The organism is Serratia sp. X10, from assembly GCF_017811775.1.
Taxonomy (GTDB): domain Bacteria; phylum Pseudomonadota; class Gammaproteobacteria; order Enterobacterales; family Enterobacteriaceae; genus Serratia; species Serratia ureilytica.
On record NZ_JAEIOH010000001.1, the window covers coordinates 271,366 to 291,628 of the forward strand.

General features: G+C 58.0%; 20 protein-coding genes. 8 read left to right on the top strand and 12 right to left on the bottom strand.

Translation table 11 applies throughout. From position 1 onward, the window contains the following. Window positions 1-78 precede the first annotated feature (78 nt). The 4 genes from J9788_RS01350 to mdoC all read right to left on the bottom strand — a co-directional run bounded on the left by J9788_RS01350 (window position 79) and on the right by mdoC (window position 4,975). Complete coding sequence (locus J9788_RS01350) at window positions 79-1,800, bottom strand: potassium/proton antiporter (protein WP_004927894.1); 1,722 nt, start codon at window positions 1,798-1,800, stop codon at window positions 79-81. 283 nt (window positions 1,801-2,083) lie between these two features. Beyond that, window positions 2,084-2,308, bottom strand: coding sequence for a hypothetical protein (locus J9788_RS01355; protein WP_033642653.1), 225 nt, complete (start codon window positions 2,306-2,308; stop codon window positions 2,084-2,086). A 302-nt stretch (window positions 2,309-2,610) separates the two neighbouring features. After that, entirely contained in the window at window positions 2,611-3,627 is a 1,017-nt protein-coding gene (locus tag J9788_RS01360; RefSeq protein WP_164106098.1) for an acyltransferase, read from the bottom strand. 217 nt (window positions 3,628-3,844) lie between these two features. Continuing rightward, a complete protein-coding gene (mdoC, locus tag J9788_RS01365) occupies window positions 3,845-4,975 on the bottom strand; it encodes a glucans biosynthesis protein MdoC (protein WP_046899246.1) in 1,131 nt (376 codons plus the stop codon). A 259-nt stretch (window positions 4,976-5,234) separates the two neighbouring features. On the opposite strand from mdoC, the gene mdoG reads away from it, so the two are divergent. The 3 genes from mdoG to J9788_RS01380 all read left to right on the top strand — a co-directional run bounded on the left by mdoG (window position 5,235) and on the right by J9788_RS01380 (window position 9,763). Next, complete coding sequence (mdoG, locus tag J9788_RS01370) at window positions 5,235-6,803, top strand: glucans biosynthesis protein MdoG (RefSeq protein ID WP_169539530.1); 1,569 nt, start codon at window positions 5,235-5,237, stop codon at window positions 6,801-6,803. Beyond that, the gene (gene mdoH / locus J9788_RS01375; protein WP_033650723.1) at window positions 6,796-9,354 is read left to right on the top strand and encodes a glucans biosynthesis glucosyltransferase MdoH; all 2,559 of its coding nucleotides are present in this window, start codon (window positions 6,796-6,798) and stop codon (window positions 9,352-9,354) included. Before mdoG ends, mdoH begins: the two co-directional genes overlap by 8 nt. 163 nt (window positions 9,355-9,517) lie before the next feature. Beyond that, a complete protein-coding gene (locus J9788_RS01380; protein WP_033642658.1) occupies window positions 9,518-9,763 on the top strand; it encodes a YceK/YidQ family lipoprotein in 246 nt (81 codons plus the stop codon). A gap of 6 nt (window positions 9,764-9,769) precedes the next feature. Here J9788_RS01380 and J9788_RS01385 read toward each other — a convergent pair whose 3' ends face one another. After that, the gene (locus J9788_RS01385) at window positions 9,770-10,315 is read right to left on the bottom strand and encodes a GNAT family N-acetyltransferase (protein ID WP_182264713.1); all 546 of its coding nucleotides are present in this window, start codon (window positions 10,313-10,315) and stop codon (window positions 9,770-9,772) included. Between the two features lie 33 nt (window positions 10,316-10,348). Next, complete coding sequence (locus J9788_RS01390; protein WP_015377419.1) at window positions 10,349-10,726, bottom strand: MysB family protein; 378 nt, start codon at window positions 10,724-10,726, stop codon at window positions 10,349-10,351. 277 nt (window positions 10,727-11,003) lie between these two features. Here J9788_RS01390 and J9788_RS01395 point away from each other — a divergent pair, with 277 nt between their 5' ends. From J9788_RS01395 to J9788_RS01410, 4 genes are read left to right on the top strand one after another with little or no spacing between them, the layout of a single operon-like run. Continuing rightward, window positions 11,004-11,321, top strand: a complete 318-nt coding sequence (locus J9788_RS01395) for a helix-turn-helix transcriptional regulator (RefSeq protein WP_046899249.1) — start codon at window positions 11,004-11,006, stop codon at window positions 11,319-11,321. After that, window positions 11,311-11,745: a YeeE/YedE family protein gene (locus tag J9788_RS01400; RefSeq protein ID WP_046899250.1), complete on the top strand. Its 435-nt coding sequence runs from the start codon at window positions 11,311-11,313 to the stop codon at window positions 11,743-11,745. The genes J9788_RS01395 and J9788_RS01400 overlap by 11 nt, the downstream gene beginning before the upstream one ends. 2 nt (window positions 11,746-11,747) lie before the next feature. Then, the gene (locus J9788_RS01405; RefSeq protein ID WP_182264712.1) at window positions 11,748-12,176 is read left to right on the top strand and encodes a YeeE/YedE family protein; all 429 of its coding nucleotides are present in this window, start codon (window positions 11,748-11,750) and stop codon (window positions 12,174-12,176) included. Then, window positions 12,167-12,565 carry a VOC family protein gene (locus J9788_RS01410; protein WP_182264711.1) on the top strand — a complete coding sequence of 133 codons (399 nt, stop codon included), beginning with the start codon at window positions 12,167-12,169 and terminating at the stop codon, window positions 12,563-12,565. The genes J9788_RS01405 and J9788_RS01410 overlap by 10 nt, the downstream gene beginning before the upstream one ends. Before the next feature lie 50 nt (window positions 12,566-12,615). On the opposite strand, the gene J9788_RS01415 is transcribed toward J9788_RS01410, so the two are convergent. The 4 genes from J9788_RS01415 to J9788_RS01430 all read right to left on the bottom strand — a co-directional run bounded on the left by J9788_RS01415 (window position 12,616) and on the right by J9788_RS01430 (window position 17,387). After that, a complete protein-coding gene (locus tag J9788_RS01415) occupies window positions 12,616-14,169 on the bottom strand; it encodes a peptide MFS transporter (RefSeq protein WP_182264710.1) in 1,554 nt (517 codons plus the stop codon). Between the two features lie 474 nt (window positions 14,170-14,643). Further along, window positions 14,644-15,882, bottom strand: a complete 1,239-nt coding sequence (gene mdtG, locus J9788_RS01420) for a multidrug efflux MFS transporter MdtG (protein ID WP_182264709.1) — start codon at window positions 15,880-15,882, stop codon at window positions 14,644-14,646. Between the two features lie 198 nt (window positions 15,883-16,080). Then, the gene (locus tag J9788_RS01425) at window positions 16,081-16,365 is read right to left on the bottom strand and encodes a YciI family protein (protein WP_033642669.1); all 285 of its coding nucleotides are present in this window, start codon (window positions 16,363-16,365) and stop codon (window positions 16,081-16,083) included. Between the two features lie 101 nt (window positions 16,366-16,466). Then, entirely contained in the window at window positions 16,467-17,387 is a 921-nt protein-coding gene (locus J9788_RS01430) for a Kdo(2)-lipid IV(A) acyltransferase (protein WP_025159951.1), read from the bottom strand. Between the two features lie 408 nt (window positions 17,388-17,795). Here J9788_RS01430 and J9788_RS01435 point away from each other — a divergent pair, with 408 nt between their 5' ends. Further along, complete coding sequence (locus J9788_RS01435; RefSeq protein ID WP_182264708.1) at window positions 17,796-18,863, top strand: rhodanese-related sulfurtransferase; 1,068 nt, start codon at window positions 17,796-17,798, stop codon at window positions 18,861-18,863. Between the two features lie 43 nt (window positions 18,864-18,906). Here the strand turns inward: J9788_RS01435 and J9788_RS01440 are convergent, their stop codons facing one another. Both J9788_RS01440 and J9788_RS01445 read right to left on the bottom strand, forming a co-directional pair. Next, entirely contained in the window at window positions 18,907-19,485 is a 579-nt protein-coding gene (locus J9788_RS01440; RefSeq protein ID WP_016928208.1) for a YceI family protein, read from the bottom strand. 23 nt (window positions 19,486-19,508) lie between these two features. Continuing rightward, entirely contained in the window at window positions 19,509-20,063 is a 555-nt protein-coding gene (locus J9788_RS01445; RefSeq protein WP_046899255.1) for a cytochrome b, read from the bottom strand. Window positions 20,064-20,263 lie beyond the last annotated feature (200 nt).

Below are 20,263 nucleotides of genomic sequence, written 5' to 3' on the forward strand. Positions count from 1 at the left end.
GCCGTACTTCATACATCATGATAGTGATTAAGAACGTTCTTAAGGCCAGAAGTTCCCTCATCTGATAGCGCGGCCGCGTTAGTCGGTCACGATCCTGACGCCTATCTTGCTGACCTGATTGCCCTCCATTTCGGCAATGGTCCAGGTCAGGCCGTCCCATTCCACCTGGTCGCCGATCACCGGTTCACCGCCGATCAGCTGAATGACGAACTGCCCCAGCGTCTGTTGCTCGTCGACATCGTCTTGCAGATTGAGGCCATAAACCTGCGAGATGTCGCTTAAACGGGCGTCGGATTGCAGGATAAAGTCGCCGAAGAAGCGTTCGTCGAGCGTCACGGCCGGCGCTTGGCTAAACAGTTTGCCGAGGATCGGCAGATCGTGCTCATGGCCGATAACGCACAGGATATCGTTCTCGCGCAGCCGGGTACTGCCGCTAGGGTGCAGCAGCTCTTTGCCGCGGAACAGGGCGGCGATGCGGGTATTGGGTGGCATTTTCAGCTCGCGCAGCGCGGCGCCGACGCACCAGTTTTCCGCCGAAAGCTGATACACAAACTGTTCCCACTGGTTTTCCGGGTGCACGTCCAGCCCAACGCGGGAGATCGGCGTCAGCGCCGGTGGCACGATCACCTTGGCCTTTTTGGCGGCGAACGACAGCGTGGTGCCTTGCAGCAGCAGGGAGACCAGCACCACGAAGAACGCCACGTTAAAGAACAGCTGGGCGTTGGGCAGCCCGGCCATCATCGGGAACACCGCCAGGATCACCGGTACCGCGCCGCGCAGGCCAACCCAGGAAATAAAGCCGCGTTCGCGCAGGGTAAAGCTGCGGAACGGCAGTAGGCCGATAAACACCGACAGTGGGCGTGCGAACAGGATCATCCACAGCGACAGCAGCAGGGCAGGGATGGCGATCGGCAGCAGCTCATGCGGGTTGAGCAGCAGGCCGAGCACCAGGAACATGCCGATCTGGCTGAGCCATGCCAGTCCATCGAAGGTTTGCACGATGCCGTGACGGTTGCGAATTGGACGGTTGCCCAGCAGCAGGCCGCACAGGTACACCGCCAGAATGCCGCTGCCGTCCAACGCGGTGGTCAGCGCGAAAATAAGAATGCCGCCGCTCACCGCCAGCAGTGGGTAGAGGCCGTCCGCCAGCTTGATGTGGTTAATCAGCGTCAGCAGCAGCCAGCCGCCGCCGAGACCGAAGACGATGCCCATGCCGAACTGCTGCATCAGATGCAGCGGGAAGGTCCAGCTCAGCGCGGTTTCCCCGGCGGCGATCATCGCAATCAGCGTGATGGTGAGAAATACCGCCATAGGATCGTTGCTGCCGGACTCGATCTCCAGCGTGGCGCTGACGCGTTCGTTCAGCCCTTTGCCGCCCAGCAGCGAAAATACCGCGGCGGCGTCGGTAGAACCGATGATGGCACCGATCAGCAACCCCTGCAGCAGATCGAGATTGAACAGCCAGGCGGCGGCCATGCCGGTCAGGCCGGCGGTGATCACCACGCCGACGGTGGCGAGAGACAGTGCCGGCCACAGCGCCACGCGGAACGAGCTGACCCGGGTGCGCATGCCGCCGTCGAGCAGGATCACCGCCAACGCGAGGTTGCTGACCAGATAAGCGACCGGGTAATTGCTGAAGACGATGCCGCCGGGGCCGTCAACGCCGGCCAGCATACCGATCGCCAGGAAGATCACCAGGATCGGAATGCCGAGCCGGGAAGAAAATGAGCTGAGCAGAATGCTTGCCCCCACCAGCACGGCACCGATGACGAACAAGCTGTTAATGGTGCTGGCATCCAAAATATCGTTCTCCTGAGGCTGGGGGATAGGGGGCACTGCGCGTGTTTCGATGATAACGTGTTTAGTGGGTAAAACGCCAAGGCTGATTGCGAAAACAATCGATCAATTATTACCCTTTGGTGCGATTAAACTAAGAAAGTGAGGGGAAGAGGTGAAATTCTGCCTTTTATCCAACATTATCAGGCTACTGTATTTCGGTTTTGGCAACAATGCCGGGTTTGCTCGGCGGGAAAAACCATTAAGCCCGCGCAGGCAGGCTTAATGGTTTGCAGGCGCGGTAGGGTTAATGGTCGAGCGATTCCAGCGAGCGTTTGATCAGCTCGGTGGCCAGTTTGCGTTCCGCTTCGGAAATGCCGTCGAGATTGAAGTTGGAGAGCTCAGCGACCAAAACGCTGCGTTCTTTACCGCTGATCGAAGCATCCAGCGCGGATAGCAACCTGCTGAGGATCTTCAGCAGGGTGGCGTTTTCCGCTACGGCTTCCTGAGCCTGTGTATTTTTATCGGTCATTCAAAATCCTCTCTGTCGTGACGGAAGGGAGAGACAGGTAACGCCATCGAATCAATCAAGCGATCGCGCAGCCCTTCGGGGGTTGAGCCCAATCACTACCGTAAGGCAGGGATCCGGATTTCTACTTATGCATTGCAGTTATAACGGCCAGGTTATCTATGCCGCCGTATCACTTTGCCTTAACGGACGACGTCAAGCTGAACAATGTGTGCTCTGTGTGACATGGGGAAGAAGACGCAACCGGCAGGTTGCGCCATCAAGTATAGTGTCAGGAACAGCGGGCAGGGGCGGCGGAACCGCCCTCAGGAGATTTTTTCTTTTTGCAGACGGCTATTGAAGCGAGGACGCTCCAACAGAAAATTGAGATGCAGGCGCTGTATCAGCAGATAAGCGATAATGGGCGCGCTCAAGCCAACCAGTGTGCCGAGGATCGCATGCGCCGGCCAATTGCTGACGTGCAGAAACTTGGTCAGTATGATGCGTAAACCGCTGGTGGCGAGGATATGCATCAAATAGATCACCATGCTCAATTCACCGAGTCGGCGCAGCCAGGAAAGCTTCGTTTTAGCCAACATAACCGATAGGGTGACGATGAAGAAGATGGCTTCAACCGCCAGTATCAGGGAGAAACTTCCTGCATCGGTATACAGCAAGCCGGAATAGCCGTGGAATCCCCATTGCAGCGCGATAAACGCGAACAGGGAAGCCAACAGCGAGCCAAAGCCCAGATTGGCGATGTGAGAAGCGTAACGAACGGCCAAAGCGCCAAGCAGGAAGAAGATCAAGAACCGGGTGATGTAATCGAAATGGAAGGCTTTGGTGAGGTTATCTTGGTAGAGATACAGCCCCATGCTGATGACGATCAACACCGGCAGAAGATAACGGTATGCATCTTTGCTATACAGTAAAGTTGCTAACACAAAGACCATAAACAAGGCATACAAGAACCAAAACTGCGCGCGAGGATGCGTAAACAGCGCCAGGACATCGCCGAGGCTCGAAGGATTATTGGTGTAACGTGACAATAAGACTTCCACCAAGCCTTGCAGCAGCGACCAGATCACATAGGGGTAGACGATGGTATCGATCTTGCTGATGACGAAGCGAGTTTTGCCCTTTCTCTCCAGCGACTGCGTAAAAAACAAACCTGAAAGGAAGAAAAACAGCGGCATATGGAAGCTGTAGATAACGCTGTCTGTCAGTTGATAGAACGAGCCGGGAAGTTGAATGCCTGCGCTGTATAGACCGCGGTTGACGTGGCCGAAAACCACGAGAATGATGCCGATCCCTTTTGCATAATCGACCCATGCTTCTCTCATATGTGTACCTTGCCCAGAAAGTAACGTAACTAATTTATAAGTATCAATAGTGAGCGTAACAGGCAGTTGCCGTTTTGCAATGCGTCCCAGGGATTAGGATTAATATTAGGAAAATGCTCAGGGTGCTGCCGATGCCGCAGCGGTAATGGAAGGGAGCATAACATTGATGCGGTTAATTTCTGGGCGATAATTCATCACCCAGAAATGGCGTAAGACCTTATTGCGGCTTGCCGGAGAACAGGAAGCGCAGCACCGGGATGCGTTTGTGCAGCTCATATAAAGCGAAGGCCAGCGAGAACACAAACAGCAGGCCCAGCAAGAACCCCAACAGGTTGTTGCCGATATAAGGCGTCACGAAAGCGCCATATATCAGGGTCAACGGATGGTGCACCAGATATATAAACAGCGAGGCGTTGACCAGATAGGTGATGCGCGGCGAGTGATAATTCAGCAGGTTATGCCCGAAAGAGAACACCACATTGGTCATCAGGATCCCCATTAGGGTTTTGATCACCACTTCCAGCTCGAACATATAGCTGCTGTGCGCCAACAGTTTCTGGTTCAGCATATATGCGATAAACAGCAGCAGCGAGCCGAGCAGCGCCAGCGGCGAACGGCGCAGAAAAATCTCTTTAAGCCACACATACTTAAACGCATAGGCGCCGAGGATGAAGAACGGCAGGTAGAACATCGTCTCCATCACCACGAAATTGAACAGGCCATTGGATAATAGCTGCGGTGCGAAAATTAAAATAATACGGTGCGCGGCCGAATAGCATACCGCATAAATAAAGAAACACAGTGAGATGTTTCCTAATCCACGCATTCTGTTTATTAACGCTGGAATAGACCCGTGGGTTTGACGCTTGATTTTGCGGAACAGATAAAAGCAGGCGAAGGTTAACAATGACAGGGTCAATAAGAACCACAGATGAGACACCAATTCCCAAACTGTTACATTTATTTTCTGATAGAGAGAAAACTCGTCCCAGCCGTTTAATTTATCGGTGAAATATTTCAGCATGAAAAATTGCGGCACCGTAATTAGCGGGATGGAGCTCAACAGCGGGATCGCCACCCGCTCCAGCCTGACCTTCAGCCATTGGTGGCGCTCGTAACGCTCGTAGAGCATGTAGGAGAAGTAGCCGGAAATTACGAAGAACACCTGCATGCGGAAGGCGTGGATGAAGTCGTTCAGCACCGTAAGCGAGAAGGAGGGCGACGCGCTGTTCACCGCCCAGGCGTGGCTGGAATAAATCAGGGAAAGGTGAAACGGAATGCCGAGCAGCATCAAATAGGCTCGGATCGAATCGAGGAAAAACTCGCGCTGTTTGCTGCCTTTAGTCATAGATTACCGCTGGTGATTTAATCGGGTGCTCATTAACACGCTTAATAAGTCGTCAAACGTTAAATTGTTATCCGGAACCCTACTATAGCCCCTCGCATTTTTCCATAGCGTCTTGTTGCGCGGCTTGCTACGCTGGTGCTCCATCAGCTGCTTAAACAATGAGCCGTAAACATGAACCATCCATTTATCATGTTGTCGGAAAGCTGAGTAATCCATTAATATGGATTTAAATGATTTGAGCACACGAATAGGGGGGGATGTGCTAGTTAATATATTATCCGGACAACCACGCGCCGCGAGCGTTCGTTGGTTAGGTGCTACCGTATTGTTCACGCTGTTCAGTTCGCCGGCATGGGCCTTTTCTATTGATGATGTGGCCAAGCAGGCGCAGGATCTGGCTGCGAAAGGTTTCGAAGCCCCGAAGAGCAACCTTCCTTCTCAGTTCCGCGAGATGAAGTTCGCAGACTATCAGCAGATTCAGTTCAATCACGATAAAGCCTATTGGAGCAAGCTGAAAACCCCTTTCAAGCTTGAGTTTTATCATCAGGGGATGTATTTCGATACGCCGGTGAAAATCAACGAAGTCACCTCTACCAGCGTAAAACAGATCAAGTACAGCCCGGATTACTTTAACTTCGGCTCGGTCAAACACGATCCTGAATCGGTGAAGAACCTCGGCTTTGCCGGCTTCAAGGTGCTCTACCCGATCAACAGCGCCGACAAAAACGATGAGATTATGAGCCTGCTGGGCGCGAGCTATTTCCGCGTGGTGGGTAAAGGGCAGGTTTACGGGCTTTCCGCTCGTGGCCTGGCTATCGATACCGCTTTGCCTTCCGGCGAAGAGTTCCCGCGTTTCCGCGAATTCTGGGTTGAGCGTCCGAAGCAGGGCGACAAACACCTGGTGATCTACGCGCTGCTGGATTCCCCGCGCGCCACCGGCGCTTACCGTTTCACGGTGATCCCGGGCCGTGACACCACCGTGGACGTCGAGTCTAAAGTGTTCCTGCGCGACAAGGTGGGCAAATTGGGCCTGGCGCCGCTGACCAGCATGTTCCTGTTCGGGCCGAACCAGCCGTCGCCGACGCTGAACTACCGCCCGGCGCTGCACGATTCCAACGGTCTGTCTATCCATGCCGGCAACGGCGAGTGGATCTGGCGTCCGCTGAACAATCCTAAACACCTGTCCGTCAGCACCTATACCGTTGAGAATCCGAAAGGCTTCGGTCTGCTGCAGCGCGGTCGCAACTTCAAAGAGTACGAAGATCTGGACGATCGTTACGATCTGCGCCCGAGCGCCTGGATCGAACCGAAAGGCGACTGGGGCAAAGGCAAGGTCGAGCTGGTGGAGATCCCAACGGCGGATGAAACCAACGACAACATCGTCGCGTTCTGGACGCCGGATACCTTGCCGGAAGCTAAAAAACCGCTGACGCTGAGCTACCGTCTGAACTTCACCCGCGATGAAGACAAACTGCATTCGCAAGACATCGCCTATGTGGCGCGGACCATGCGTTCTACCGGTGACGTGAAGCAGTCCAACCTGATCCGCGAGCCTGACGGCAGCGTCGCCTTCCTGGTCGATTTCGTCGGCCCGGTGCTGAAAGCGCTGGACGCCAATACGCCGGTCGCTTCTCAGATCAGCATCGGCGACAACGGTGAAATGGTAGAAAACAACGTCCGCTATAACCCAGTGACCAAAGGCTGGCGCCTGACGGTGCGTCTGAAAGTGAAAGACGACAAGAAGCCGGTAGAAATGCGCGCGGCGCTGGTCAATGGCGATAAGACACTGTCGGAAACCTGGAGCTATCAGCTACCTGCCAATGAATAAGCCTACTCAACCCGCCCAGGATTATCTTGCGGCGCTGCCTCTGACCGCCGAGCGGTCGGAGGCGCTTACCCCTAAAACGGCGGATGACGCTCAGGCTCTGGAGGCGCTCCATCGGCAGATGGGCGCCGCCGACGCCAACGTCAATAGCCTGTCGGCGGATGACGTGGCGCTGGCCTCGGTCAAACCGCGTATCGAAAGCGCCTGGCCGGATGCGGTCAGCGATGACGACTTCGATACCGACGCCGAAGGGCGCGCCATTCTGAAGGCGACGCCGCCGATCAAACGCACCACCATGTTCCCGGAAGCCTGGCGCACCAACCCGGTGGCGCGCTTCTGGGATTCTCTGCTGGGGCGGTCGCCGCACAATCGGCACGCCACCAAAGAGGAGGCCGAGGCCGAGAACCGCTGGCGTACCGTTGGCTCCATGCGCCGCTATGTGCTGCTGGTGCTGATGCTGGTGCAAACCGGCATCGCCACCTGGTATATGAAAACCATCTTGCCTTACCAGGGCTGGGCGCTGATCGATCCTATCGCCATGCTGGATCAGGATCTGATGCAGTCGGTGCTGCAGCTGCTGCCGTATGTGCTGCAAACCGGCATTCTGATCCTGTTCGCCGTGCTGTTCTGCTGGGTCTCGGCCGGTTTCTGGACCGCGCTGATGGGCTTCCTGCAGCTGCTGATCGGCAAGGACAAATACAGCATTTCCTCCACCATCAAGGGCGATGAGCCGATCAACCCGGCGCACCGCACCGCGCTGATCATGCCGATCTGCAACGAAGACGTCGAACGCGTGTTCGCCGGCCTGCGCGCGACCTATGAGTCCGTCGCCGCGACCGGTCAGCTGGAACACTTCGATATCTACGTGTTGAGCGACAGCTACGATCCGGACATCTGCGTGGCGGAGCAAAAGGCGTGGATGGAGCTGTGCCGCGATGTCGACGGCCACGGCCGCATCTTCTATCGCCGTCGCCGCCGCCGCGTCAAACGCAAGAGCGGCAACATCGACGACTTCTGCCGTCGCTGGGGCGGTGAGTACAGCTACATGGTGATCCTGGATGCCGACAGCGTGATGAGCGGCGAATGCCTCACCGGGCTGGTGCGCCTGATGGAAGCCAACCCGAACGCCGGCATCATTCAGTCCGCGCCGAAGGCGTCCGGCATGGATACCCTGTACGCGCGCGTGCAGCAGTTCGCTACCCGCGTTTACGGGCCGCTGTTTACCGCCGGTCTGCATTTCTGGCAGCTGGGCGAGTCGCACTACTGGGGCCATAACGCCATCATCCGCGTGAAGCCGTTTATCGAGCACTGTGCGCTGGCGCCGCTGCCGGGCGAGGGCTCCTTCGCCGGTTCTATCTTGTCGCACGACTTTGTTGAAGCGGCGCTGATGCGCCGCGCCGGCTGGGGTGTGTGGATCGCTTACGATCTGCCGGGCAGTTACGAAGAGCTGCCGCCGAACCTGCTGGACGAGCTGAAACGCGACCGTCGCTGGTGCCACGGCAACCTGATGAACTTCCGCCTGTTCCTGGTGAAGGGCATGCACCCGGTGCACCGTGCGGTGTTCCTCACCGGCGTGATGTCCTACCTGTCGGCGCCGCTGTGGTTCATGTTCCTGGCGCTCTCCACCGCATTGCAGGTGGTGCATACCCTGATGGAGCCGCAATACTTCCTGCAGCCGCGGCAGCTGTTCCCGGTCTGGCCGCAGTGGCGGCCGGAGCTGGCGATAGCGCTGTTCTCCACCACGCTGGTGCTGCTGTTCCTGCCGAAGCTGCTCAGCATCGTGCTGATCTGGGCCAAGGGCGCGAAAGAGTACGGCGGCGCGTTCCGTTTGTTCATTTCGATGCTGATGGAAATGCTGTTCTCGGTGCTGTTGGCGCCGGTGCGCATGCTGTTCCATACCGTGTTCGTGGTGAGCGCCTTCCTCGGTTGGGAAGTGGTGTGGAATTCGCCGCAGCGTGACGACGACGACACGCCGTGGGGCGAAGCGTTCCGCCGCCATGGCTCGCAGATGTTGCTGGGCCTGGTGTGGGCCGGCGGCATGGCGTGGCTGGATCTGCGCTTCCTGTGGTGGCTGTCGCCAATCGTGTTCTCGCTGATCCTGTCGCCGTTCGTGTCGGTGCTGTCGAGCCGCGCGACGCTGGGGATGAAAAGCAAACGCGCCAAGCTGTTCCTGATCCCGGAAGAGTACAATCCACCGCGTGAGCTGCTGGCGACGGAAGAGTACCTGCATCTCAACCGCAACCGCGCGTTGACCAACGGCTTTATGCACGCGGTGGTCAACCCGTCCTTCAACGCGTTGGCGACGGCGCTGGCGACGGCGCGTCACCACCTGCGCGCGACGCTCGATCGCAATCGCGAGGAGCGGGTAAACGAAGCGCTGCAGCTGGGGCCGGAGAAGCTGGTGAAGGGCAAGCGCCTGGAACTGCTGAGCGATCCGGTCACGCTGGCTCGTCTGCACCAGCGCGTCTGGCTGCTGCCGGAAGGCGCCGCCTGGCGTGAACACTACCAGCAGTTGCCGCACAACCCGCTGGCGCACCCAACGGGCCGGCGTTAATCGCTTAACGGCAACGCTTAGACGGGGAATGCGCACGGCGCGTTCCCCGTTTTTTTTATCTTTTTCCTGAGCGCGCCGGTGCCGGTGAAAAAAGGGAACTGTGATAGACTGCGGCCGATGCGTTGTTCACTCGCGAAACAACCCCTTTCTCAGAGTCAATGTCGTGAAGCTCTCTTCCTACTTTCGCCTGGCCTGCGTGACGGCCGGCGTGATGGCCCTAACCGGCTGCGGCAGCATCATCAGCCGCACCGTGCCCGGCGCCGGGCACGGTCATCAGTATTATCCCGGCGTGCAGTGGGATCTGCGCGATACGCCCTGGCGCTACGTCACGGTGATAGACGTGCCGCTGTCGATGGTGGTGGACACCTTTATGCTGCCGTTCGATGCGCAGCATGGCCCCTACGAGTAACTTCGTTCAGCGGGTGGCGAACACCACCAGCTGATAGCCTTTCTGCCCGCAATGGAAAGGCGCCAGCACCGTCATCCCCAGCCCTTGCACGTGAGCGGCCAACGAATGCGGATTGTCGTCGTCGATAAACAGTGCGCCCGCGTCGTAATCATGGCGGGTGTGCGCTTTGACTGCGGCGTAGAGGCGCTTTAATACGCCTTTGCCGCGCCAGGCCATGCCGAGGCAGACCGGGCCGTAGAGAAATACCCGCTGCTCACGCAGCGGCCGTCCGGCGAATGAGTGCGTGGCGAGCGTCGCCAGCATCGCATCCACCACCGGCGGCCGCGGCTGCGCGTCAGCGGGCATCAGGCAAACGAACCCCGCCAGTTGGCCTTCCTGTTCCGCCACCCATATGCCGATGCCGCGGTTGATCGCCGTCAGCTGCGCCTCATTCATGCGCGATACGATAAATCCCTGCCGTTTTTGGCGCTCATCGAGCGCTTCCGGCACGTTTTCCGCCTGCAGCTGCAAAATGGCGGGGTAGTCGGTGGGGCGGGCCTGGCGAATGTTCATGCTGCCTCCTTGGCGTTCAAAGCGTCGTGCGGGTTAACGTTCATCCCACTCATCGGCGGCGGCCTGGCCTTCTTCGGTATCCAGCGGCGGCTCGAGCTGGAAGTCGCCTTCCTCCCATTCGTACAGGGTGTTTTCGTCTATCCACTCGGCGGTGATTTCCACCTCGTCGTAGTCACCGTCGAAGATCGCCTGCGCCGCCGCACCGCTGCGCAGCGTCAGGCATTCCACCGCCTCGCCTTCTTCTTCGAAGAACTCCGCCTGCCACATCGTGTCGCCATCCTGCATCACGTACTTTTGCAGATTGAACTGCTGTGGCACCGGCGGTTCGTCACCGCCGCCGCCTTCGGCGGTGTCGAGAAACTCTTCGCGTGCGGCCTCGATGGCTTCTTCCAGGGTTGCATACAGGCTCATGTTCGCCTCCGTTGACAATGAGAGTAAAGCGTCCGGCGTGCTGCCGGCGCGGTGGGGGAAAACGTCAAAACTAATTGTTGTCTCACTGGCGCAGGATGCAAATTTTTTTGTTGTCCGCTCTGCGACGATGGTTGTCCGCAAAGCGGGAGAAGCAGGCGCGGAGGCGGGAAATAATGACGGTATCGTTCACTCAGGCATTTTCACGCCAGCCTGTGGCTTTGTGTGCGAATACTCTATAAAATAATATTATATAATTTTATATATTGATGGAGGGGCAATGGATATTGACGCGATGCGCAAGGCGGCGGCGCAGGCCGGCGCGATGCTGCGCACCCTGGGCAACGAAGATCGGCTGCTGCTGCTGTGCCGGCTCAGTCAGGGCGAGATGGCGGTGAGCGAGCTGGCGCAGGCGCTGGATATCCGCCAGCCGACGCTGTCCCAGCAGCTAGGCGTGCTGCGGGAGGAAGGGTTGGTCTCCACCCGGCGCGCCGGCAAGCAGATTTACTATGCGGTGGCCGATGCCAAAGCGCTGGCGCTGCTCCATACCCTGTATCAGCTTTATTGCCCACAACCGGAGAACCGCGATGACTATTGACTGGCAGCACTTCACGCCTTATTCCGCGCTGGCGGGCGGGGCCATTATCGGCGGCGCGGTGGCGCTGCTGCTGCTGTTCAACGGCCGGATCGCCGGCATCAGCGGCATTACCGGCGGTGTATTGAGTGCCGGTGGCCAGGAGCGCGGCTGGCGCGTCGCATTTATTGGCGGGTTGCTGCTCTCTCCCTGGCTGTATGCTGCCGCTGCGGCTTTGCCGTCCGGTGAGATCGCGATCGGCAACGGCGGGCTGGCGGCCGCAGGGCTGTTGGTGGGATTGGGCACGCGATTGGGCAGCGGTTGCACCAGCGGGCACGGCGTGTGCGGCGTCGCACGGTTAGCGCCGCGTTCGCTGGCCGCCACGGCGGTGTTTATGCTGTTGGGCTTTATGACCGTGTGGTTGATGCGCCACCTGGCGGGAGGTTGAGAATGCTTAAAACGCTGTTGGCGCTGCTGAGCGGCGTCATTTTCGGCCTGGGGTTGATCGTCGCCGGCATGGCCAATCCGGCTAAAGTATTGGCGTTTCTCGACGTTACCGGCACGTGGGATCCCTCGCTGGCGTTGGTGATGGCTGGAGCGATCGCGGTGGCGGCGCCGGCCTTCCTGTGGGCGAGGCGACGAGAGCGTAGCCTGTTGGGGGAAACGCTGCAGATCCCGGCCGCCGGGCGTCTGGATCGTCGTTTGCTGGCGGGCAGCGCGCTGTTCGGCATCGGCTGGGGCATCGCGGGTATTTGCCCCGGCCCAGCCTGGGTGTTGGCCGGGGCGGAGATAAGCCGGGTATGGCCGTTCCTGCTGGCGATGCTGGCGGGCATGGCGCTGTATGACGTTATCATGAGGAGGAAGAGTACATGTCGATAGCCAAAGCGGTGTTGCGCATCGCGCGCCCGACCGATCGGTTGCAAGAGATTGCGACGCTGTATTGCCGCGGGCTGGGTTTCGAAAAGCTGGGCGAGTTTGTCGATCATCAGGGGTTCGACGGCATAATGATCGGGCATCCGCAGCATGCCTACCATCTGGAGTTCACGCAGCATCGCGGGGTGCGGGTTGGACAGGCGCCGACGCAGGATCATCTGCTGGTATTTTATCTGCCGGATGAGAACGCATGGCGGGCCGCGTGTGAGCGGATGCGGGCGGCGGGGTTCTTAGCGGTCGCCGCCTATAATCCTTATTGGGATCGGGCGGGGCAAACCTTTGAAGATCCTGATGGCTACCGGGTGGTATTGCAACATCAGGCCTGGCAAGCATAAAAAAAACCGGCGCATCGAGCGCCGGTTTGCGAGATAAAACGGGCTATCCGTCAGGCGTTAGTCGCCGGTTTTTGCGCGTTCTTGGACTGGGTATTTTCCAGCATGCGGCGAATCGGCACGATCAGCACGATAAGTACGGCAGCGCAGATCAGCAACGCGACGGAGCAGCGGGCGAACAGATTCGGCAGCATATCCAGTTGGTCGGCCTTGACGTGACCGCCGATCAGACCGGCCGCCAGGTTGCCCAACGCGCTGGCGCAGAACCACAGCCCCATCATCTGACCGCGCATTCTCTCCGGCGCCAGCAGCGTCATGGTGGCCAGCCCGATCGGGCTCAGGCACAGTTCACCCAGCGTCAGCATCAGAATGCTGCCCACCAGCCACATCGGCGATACGCCGGCGCCGCCGTTGCTCAGCACATTCTGCGCGGCCAGCATCATCAGGCCAAAACCGCCGGCGGCGCACAGGATGCCGATCACGAACTTGGTGATGCTGCTCGGACGCACGTTATTGCGCGCCAGCGCAGGCCAGGCCCAGCTGAAGACCGGCGCCAGCAGGATGATGAACAGGGCGTTGATCGACTGGAACCATACCGCCGGGATCTCGAAGTCGCCGATCATGCGATTGGTATAATCGTTGGCGAACAGGTTAAACGAGGTCGGTTTCTGTTCAAACGCTGACCAGAAGAAGGCGGCGGAGATCAGCAGGATGAAGCACACCAGCAGGCGTGCGCGCTCTTTGCGGCTCAGGCCGGCAAAGGCGAACAGATAGATGAAGTACAACGTGACCGACGCGGCGATCACGTACACCAGCACGCTGGCCACCTCGACCGGATTGATGACGATAGTGCCTTGGGCGATCAGCACGATGACCGCTACCAGGATGGCCGTCAACGCCAGCAACCAGGTGCCGACGCCTTTTTTCTTCGCGACCGGGCTGTTCCAGGTGGAGTCCAGGCCCACTTCGCGGTCATAGCGTTTCATCGCCGGGACGGCGAATACCCGGAAGATCACCAGCGCCACCAGCATCCCGATACCGCCGATGCCGAAGCCCCAGTGCCAGCCGTGTGACTTGATCAGCCAGCCGGAGATCAGCGGGGCGATGAACGAACCGATGTTGATGCCCATGTAGAACAGCGAGAAACCGCCGTCGCGACGCGCATCGCCTTTCTTGTACAGCGTGCCGACCATCACCGAGATACAGGTCTTGAACAGGCCGGAACCGAGCACGATGAACATCAGACCGATGAAGAACAGGTTGGTGCCCATCACTGCGGACAGCGCGATCGACAGGTGGCCGAGCGCGATCAGAATCGAACCGTACCAGACGGCCTTGCGTTGGCCGAGCCAGTTGTCCGCCAGCCAGCCGCCGGGCAGCGCCGCCAGGTACATGCTGCCGGCGAAGATGCCGACGATCGCCGACGCGTTCTCGCGCGCCAGGCCCAGGCCGCCGTCGTACACCGTGGCGGCCATAAACAGGATCAGCAGCGGACGAATGCCGTAGAACGAGAAGCGCTCCCACATTTCGGTGAAGAACAGAGAACCCAGCGGATAGGGATGGCCGAAGAAGGTCCGGCTTTCTGACTCATTGACAGAGGATTGCATAACGATTTCCCAATAAAAGGCGCTGCAAGGCTGCAGCCCGTACTGTGGTATGTATGTGTATTTAATGAAGGCGATCCGCCCAATGCGGATTACCCGACAAAACCGCGGCTGCAACGCTGATAAACCGTGGAAAGCGTGCTGACCTTTTCTTCACTTGGCCGATGGTTCACATCTGGCGTGATATTATTTAACCATTTGATAACTGGTCGTTGGTTTTGTCTAGTACCTGTATCCCATTTTTTAGACGAAAAGTCGACAAGCATCTCCTTTTCTGGTTTTTCTGTTGGTTGTGACAGGAATATGATTGACAGCGGGTTTTATGCGCTGAAAGTTAATTATTTGTTGATAAACAAGATGTTGTATTAATAATGTTCTGGGTGAGGCGAAAATTCACCGGCGGCGAGAAAGCATTATTAAAAATAGGGGAAACGCGCCGTTGATCCGGCCAACGGCGGAAACTGGCGATAAATGCAGCTATTGCTCTTCCTGCAGCGTATCTTCCCGCATATAGCCCGGCCGTCGTCGCAGACACCACCAGGAATAGCCGGCGTTGAACAGCACCACCAGCGCGGTGACGCCGAAGACTGCGCGAAAACCGTAACCGGCGGAGACAGCGGCACCGAGCAGCGGGCCGCTAACGTTGCCGACGTCGCGGAACGACTGGTTATAGCTGAAAATACGGCCGGCCACCTGATTGGTGCAGTTATAAATCAACAGCGTCTGTACCGCCGGCAGCAACGCGCCGTCGGCCGCCCCCAGCAGAAAACGCAGCACCCCGAGTTGCCACGGCGTTTGCACGAACGCCATCGGGATCAGCAGCAGCACCGAGACGATCAGCATGAACACCAGTATGCGTTCCGGGCCGATGCGATCGCCCAGCTTGCCCAACCGCGGGGCGCTCATCAATGCCGCGACGCCGGGCACCGAGGCGATCAGCCCGCTGATAAACGCCAGATTGTGGGTGACGCCGGCCAAATCGCGCACATACAGCGTCAGGATCGGCGCGATCGAGCCGGTGGCGATCTGGATGATCATGGTGGTGACGAACAGGCTGAGCACCAGCTTCGGATTTTTCAGCGAAGCGAACACCTGTTTTACGTGCAACATGTCGCGCTTTTGTACCGGGGTGAATTGTTCTTTGACATACAGCAGCGTCAGCACGAAGCAGACGAACAGCACCGCGGCGGTGATATAAAACACCGGGCGCAGGCCGTATAAATCGGCCAGCAGCCCCCCGATCAGCGGGCCGACCAGCGCACCGCCGACGCCGCCGGTGGACAGGGTACCGAGCGCCCAGCCGCTGCGGTTGCGCGGCACCTGGGTGGCGATCAGCGCGTTGGCGTTGGGAATGAATCCGCCGAGCAGCCCCAGCACCGCACGCAGCGCGAGAAACTGCCAGACCGTTTGCGCCATGCCCATCAGCGCCATGACGATCGCCATACCGAGCGCCGAACGCAGCAGCATCAGTTTGCGGCCGCGTCGATCGGCCAGGGCGCCCCAGAACGGGGCGGCGATAGCGGAAAACAGAAAGGTGATGCTGAACAGCAGACCGGACCACATGTTGAGCGCCTGATGGCCGGTAACGCCCAGCGTCTCTACGTACAGCGGCAGAAACGGCATCACCAGGCTGAAGGCGGCGCCGGTGAGAAAACATCCCAGCCAGGCGACGAAAAGATTGCGTTTCCAGTTAACGGGTTCTGCTGCCGAAGCCATAAATGTCCACTGCCGAAAGGTGACGCGTTTTGCCGGTGGCGAGCTGATGGGCAAAACGTGAAAGTTAGCGTGGTAAGTATGCGCCGCAGGCGCGGCGACGGCAAACGAGGGGGCGCAGATAGGGCGAAAAATGAAATAAAGTTTTAAAAATAGAGTTTAAACCGTATTCCGCGCTTGGCGCGCGGAATTTACAGCGTTTTATAGTCCGGCCAGCGCCTCGAAACCGGCGGCGGTGGTGGTGGCGCTAAAGTCGGTGACCTCGTAGTGGGCCACGGCGTTGAACGGATCTTCGGCCAGGATGGCGTCCAGCCGAGCACGCTCAATGCCTTTGGCCAGGATCACGCCGCCGGTGCGGGGATTCTTGCGGCCGGAGGCGACGAAGGTGCCGTCCTGAAAATATTTCTTAAGCCAGGCGATGTGCCCGTCAAGGTGGCTGTCGACGTCGGCGATTGGGCGATGGTAGGTCAGGCTGACAATGTACATGGCGGCTCCAAGGGTGGCGGCAAAAGCATTACCATCCCACCCTCGCCGGCGATTCTCAAGGGGCGCGCAATAAAAAACCCGCCGGCGGCGGGTTTGCGTGATCAGTACAGCGAAGGCTCGCCTTCTGGGCGGGTCTTGAAGCGGCGGTGCAGCCACATGTATTGGTCCGGCGCCATCAGGATCTCTTTTTCCACCACTTTATTCATAAAGGCGGCGGCGTCGAGTTCGTTGTCCAGCGGGAAGTTTTCCACCGCCGGCTGCATGATCAGCTCATAGCCTTTGCCGTCCGGCAGGCGACGCGGGGTGAACGGAATGATCGCCGGTTTGCCCATCCGCACCAGCACGTAGCTGCCGGTGGTGGTGGCGGCTTTATCCACCGCGAACAGCGGCACGAAAACGCTGCTGCGCGGGCCGTAGTCGTGATCCGGCGCATACCAGATGATATCGCCCTGTTTCAGGGCGCGGATCATGCCTTTGACGTCTTTACGATCCAGCATCGATTTGTTGGAACGCATCCGGCCCCAGGTTTGCAGCCAGTCCATCAGCTTGTTGTCGTGCGGGCGGTAAACGCCGATGCCCGGATTGTGAATACCGAAGATGCGCGCGCCCAACTCCAGCGTCAAAAAGTGCAGGCCAATCAGCAACACGCCCTGATGGTTGTCGCGCGCTTTTTGAATGTGCTCCAGGCCGCTGACCTTGAACCAGCGCTCGATGCGCCAGTTCGGCCAGAACCACGCCATGCCGGTTTCAAACAACCCCATGCCGACCGATTCGAAATTCTTTACCACCAGCGCATCGCGTTCAGCCTGCGGCATGTCGGGAAAACAGAGTTCGAGGTTACGTTGGGCGATAACGACGCGCCGCTTGAGAAAGCGCATGGAAAATCGCCCGATCGAGGTGCCGAGCCAGTAGATGACGGGATAAGGCAGCAACACCAGCAGATACAGCAAGCCGATGCCTACCCAGGTCAGCCAGTAGCGCGGGTGCAATAAGGAGCGATTGAAAGTAGGGACTTGAGTCATTGGTTCTCTGTTTTAATACGGTTGTTTAAGTGTAATGACAGAGTCATAGCATGGTCTGACGGCCGGGTGGGCTCGGTCGCTAGGTTCGTTTCTGCCGATTGTTTGCGACTATTGTGGCATTTTTCTGGCGATCCGGGAAAACACAACGCATTAAAATCCCTTTTTGGGCGTTAAATATGCATCGAGCGCCGAATTTTTCCACAATATTTCCTGCCAAGAGCCCATGGCGATATCATTATCAGGAAGGTAAATTACGGTGGCATCCGGGATGAGCGCGCGATGCAGGTATGCGCACGCGAGCGCCAGGGCTGCGCGGCGGCGGTTTTTCGGGTATGATGTGCGCCGCGCGCGGGCCGGCTGGCTGCGCGCGGTAACTCAGTCACCTCCCGAAAGACAGGAAAGTACACCATGCCAGTGTTACATAACCGAATTTCTAATGAGGAACTGAAGGCGCGCATGCTGGCGGAAACCGAGCCGCGCACCACAGTTTCTTTTTACAAATACTTCTCCATCGACGATCCCAAGGCGTTTCGCGACAGCCTGTACGTTCAGTTCGAAAAACTGAAGGTGTTCGGCCGCATCTACGTGGCGAAAGAGGGCATCAACGCGCAGATCAGCGTGCCGCAGCATAACTTCGACGTGTTCAAAGCCGCGCTATTTGCCTCGCACCCGGCGTTGGATCAGGTCCGCCTGAATATCGCGCTGGAAGACGACGGCAAATCCTTCTGGGTGCTGCGCCTCAAGGTGCGCGAGCGCATCGTGGCTGACGGCATCGATGACGAGAGCTTCGATCCGAGCAACGTCGGTGAGTATCTGCAGGCCGATCGCGTCAATCAGATGATCGACGATCCGAATACGGTATTCGTCGATATGCGCAACCACTATGAGTACGAAGTCGGTCATTTCGAAAACGCCATCGAGGTGCCGTCGGATACCTTCCGCGATCAGCTGCCGATGGCGGTGGAGATGTTGCAGGACAGCAAAGACAAGAATATCGTCATGTACTGCACCGGCGGCATTCGCTGTGAAAAAGCCAGCGCCTATATGCTGCACAACGGCTTTAAAAATATCTACCACGTGGAAGGCGGGATTATCGAGTACACCCGCAAAGCGAAAGAACAGGGGTTGCCGCTGAAGTTTATCGGCAAAAACTTCGTGTTCGATGAGCGTATGGGGGAGCGCATCTCCGACGATGTGATCGCCAACTGCCACCAGTGCGGCGCGCCGTGCGATACCCATACCAACTGCAAGAACGACGGCTGCCATCTGCTGTTCATTCAGTGCCCGAGCTGCGCCGCCAAGTTTGAAGGATGCTGCAGTGAGATTTGCCGCGAAGAGCTGAAGCTGCCGCGCGAAGAGCAGCGCGCGCGCCGTGCCGGCCGCGAAAACGGCGTCAAGATTTTCAATAAATCGAAAGGATTGTTGCAGACCACGATGCACATTCCGGCACCGGAAGAAGAAGGCCCAGCCCGCTGAGCCTGAGGAACCGACAAGCCCGGCCGCCAAGCCGGGCTTTTTTTTATTTCTCGCGCACGCCTTCTACGGAGATGATCAGCTCAACGTCTTGCGACGCCGGGCCCAGATCGGTGGTGATGCCGAAATCTTTCAGCTTGATCTTGCCGTTGGCTTCAAAGCCGGCGCGGTAGCCGCCCCACGGATCGTTGCCCTGGCCAATCAGTTTGGCATCGAGCGTAACCGGTTTGGTGACGCCGTTCAGCGTCAGGTTGCCGACCACCGCGTAACCGTCGCCGCTTTTCTTCACTTCGGTGGATTCAAACTTGGCTTGCTTGTTCTTCTCCACGTTGAGGAACTCTGCGCTGCGCAGGTGCTTGTCGCGCTCGGCGTGGTTGGTGTCGACGCTGGCGGTATTGATGGTCACGTTGACCTTGTCCTTGGACGGATCTTTCTCGTCGAAGGTGAAGCCGCCGTCGAAGTCTTTAAAGCTGCCGTACAGCCAGCTGTAGCCCAGGTGCTGGATGCGGAATTCGATAAAGGCGTGTTGGCCTTGTTTATCGATCTTGTAGTCTGCCGCCAGTGCGGAACCGGCGCTCAGCAGCAGGGCGCCTGCGGTCAGGCCCAATACGGTCTTTTTCAACATAGCAATCTCCATAAATCCAAAGGTTAATCGGCGCTGCTACCCAGCATCCGTTTCAAAGTGACATCACGATCGATAAAGTGATGTTTAAGCGCGGCCAGCCCGTGCAGTACCGAGAGCACTACCACGGCCCAGGCCAGGTAAAGGTGTATGGTGCCGGCGGTGTCGGCCTGTTCCGCCATGCCGGTCACGGTGGCGGGCACGTTGAACCAGCCGAACACGCTGATCGGTTGGCCGTCTGCGGTAGAGATCAGATAACCGCTGATCAGAATGCCGAACAACACGGCGTACAGCGCCAGATGCGCGAGGATGGCGCTGACGCGAGTGAAACGGCCATAGCTGGCCAGCGGTTTGGGCGGCGGTGAGACAAAGCGCCAGACCACGCGGATCACCATCACGATGAACAGCAGCGTGCCGATGCTTTTGTGGATCTCCGGCGCCTGATGGTACCAGACGTCGTAATAGCCCAGCGTGACCATCCACAGGCCGAGTGCGAACATGCCGTACACCGTCAGCGCCACCAGCCAGTGGATCAACACTGACACATGGCCGAAACGATCGGCGGTATTTTTCCAGAGCATCCTGTTTCCTTCGATTACCGATTGGCTGGCTGCAATAATTAAACTTTAGGAAACATAAAATCAATAATAAATTTAACTATGTTACTACTTTGAAATATTAGTCAGTGAATTTGTTCGAGATGTTCGGAGTTAATCAGATAAATCGTTGGAGATAATATTATTTCGCTCACCAGAGGTTTATGCTAGTCATTGAAAAATGG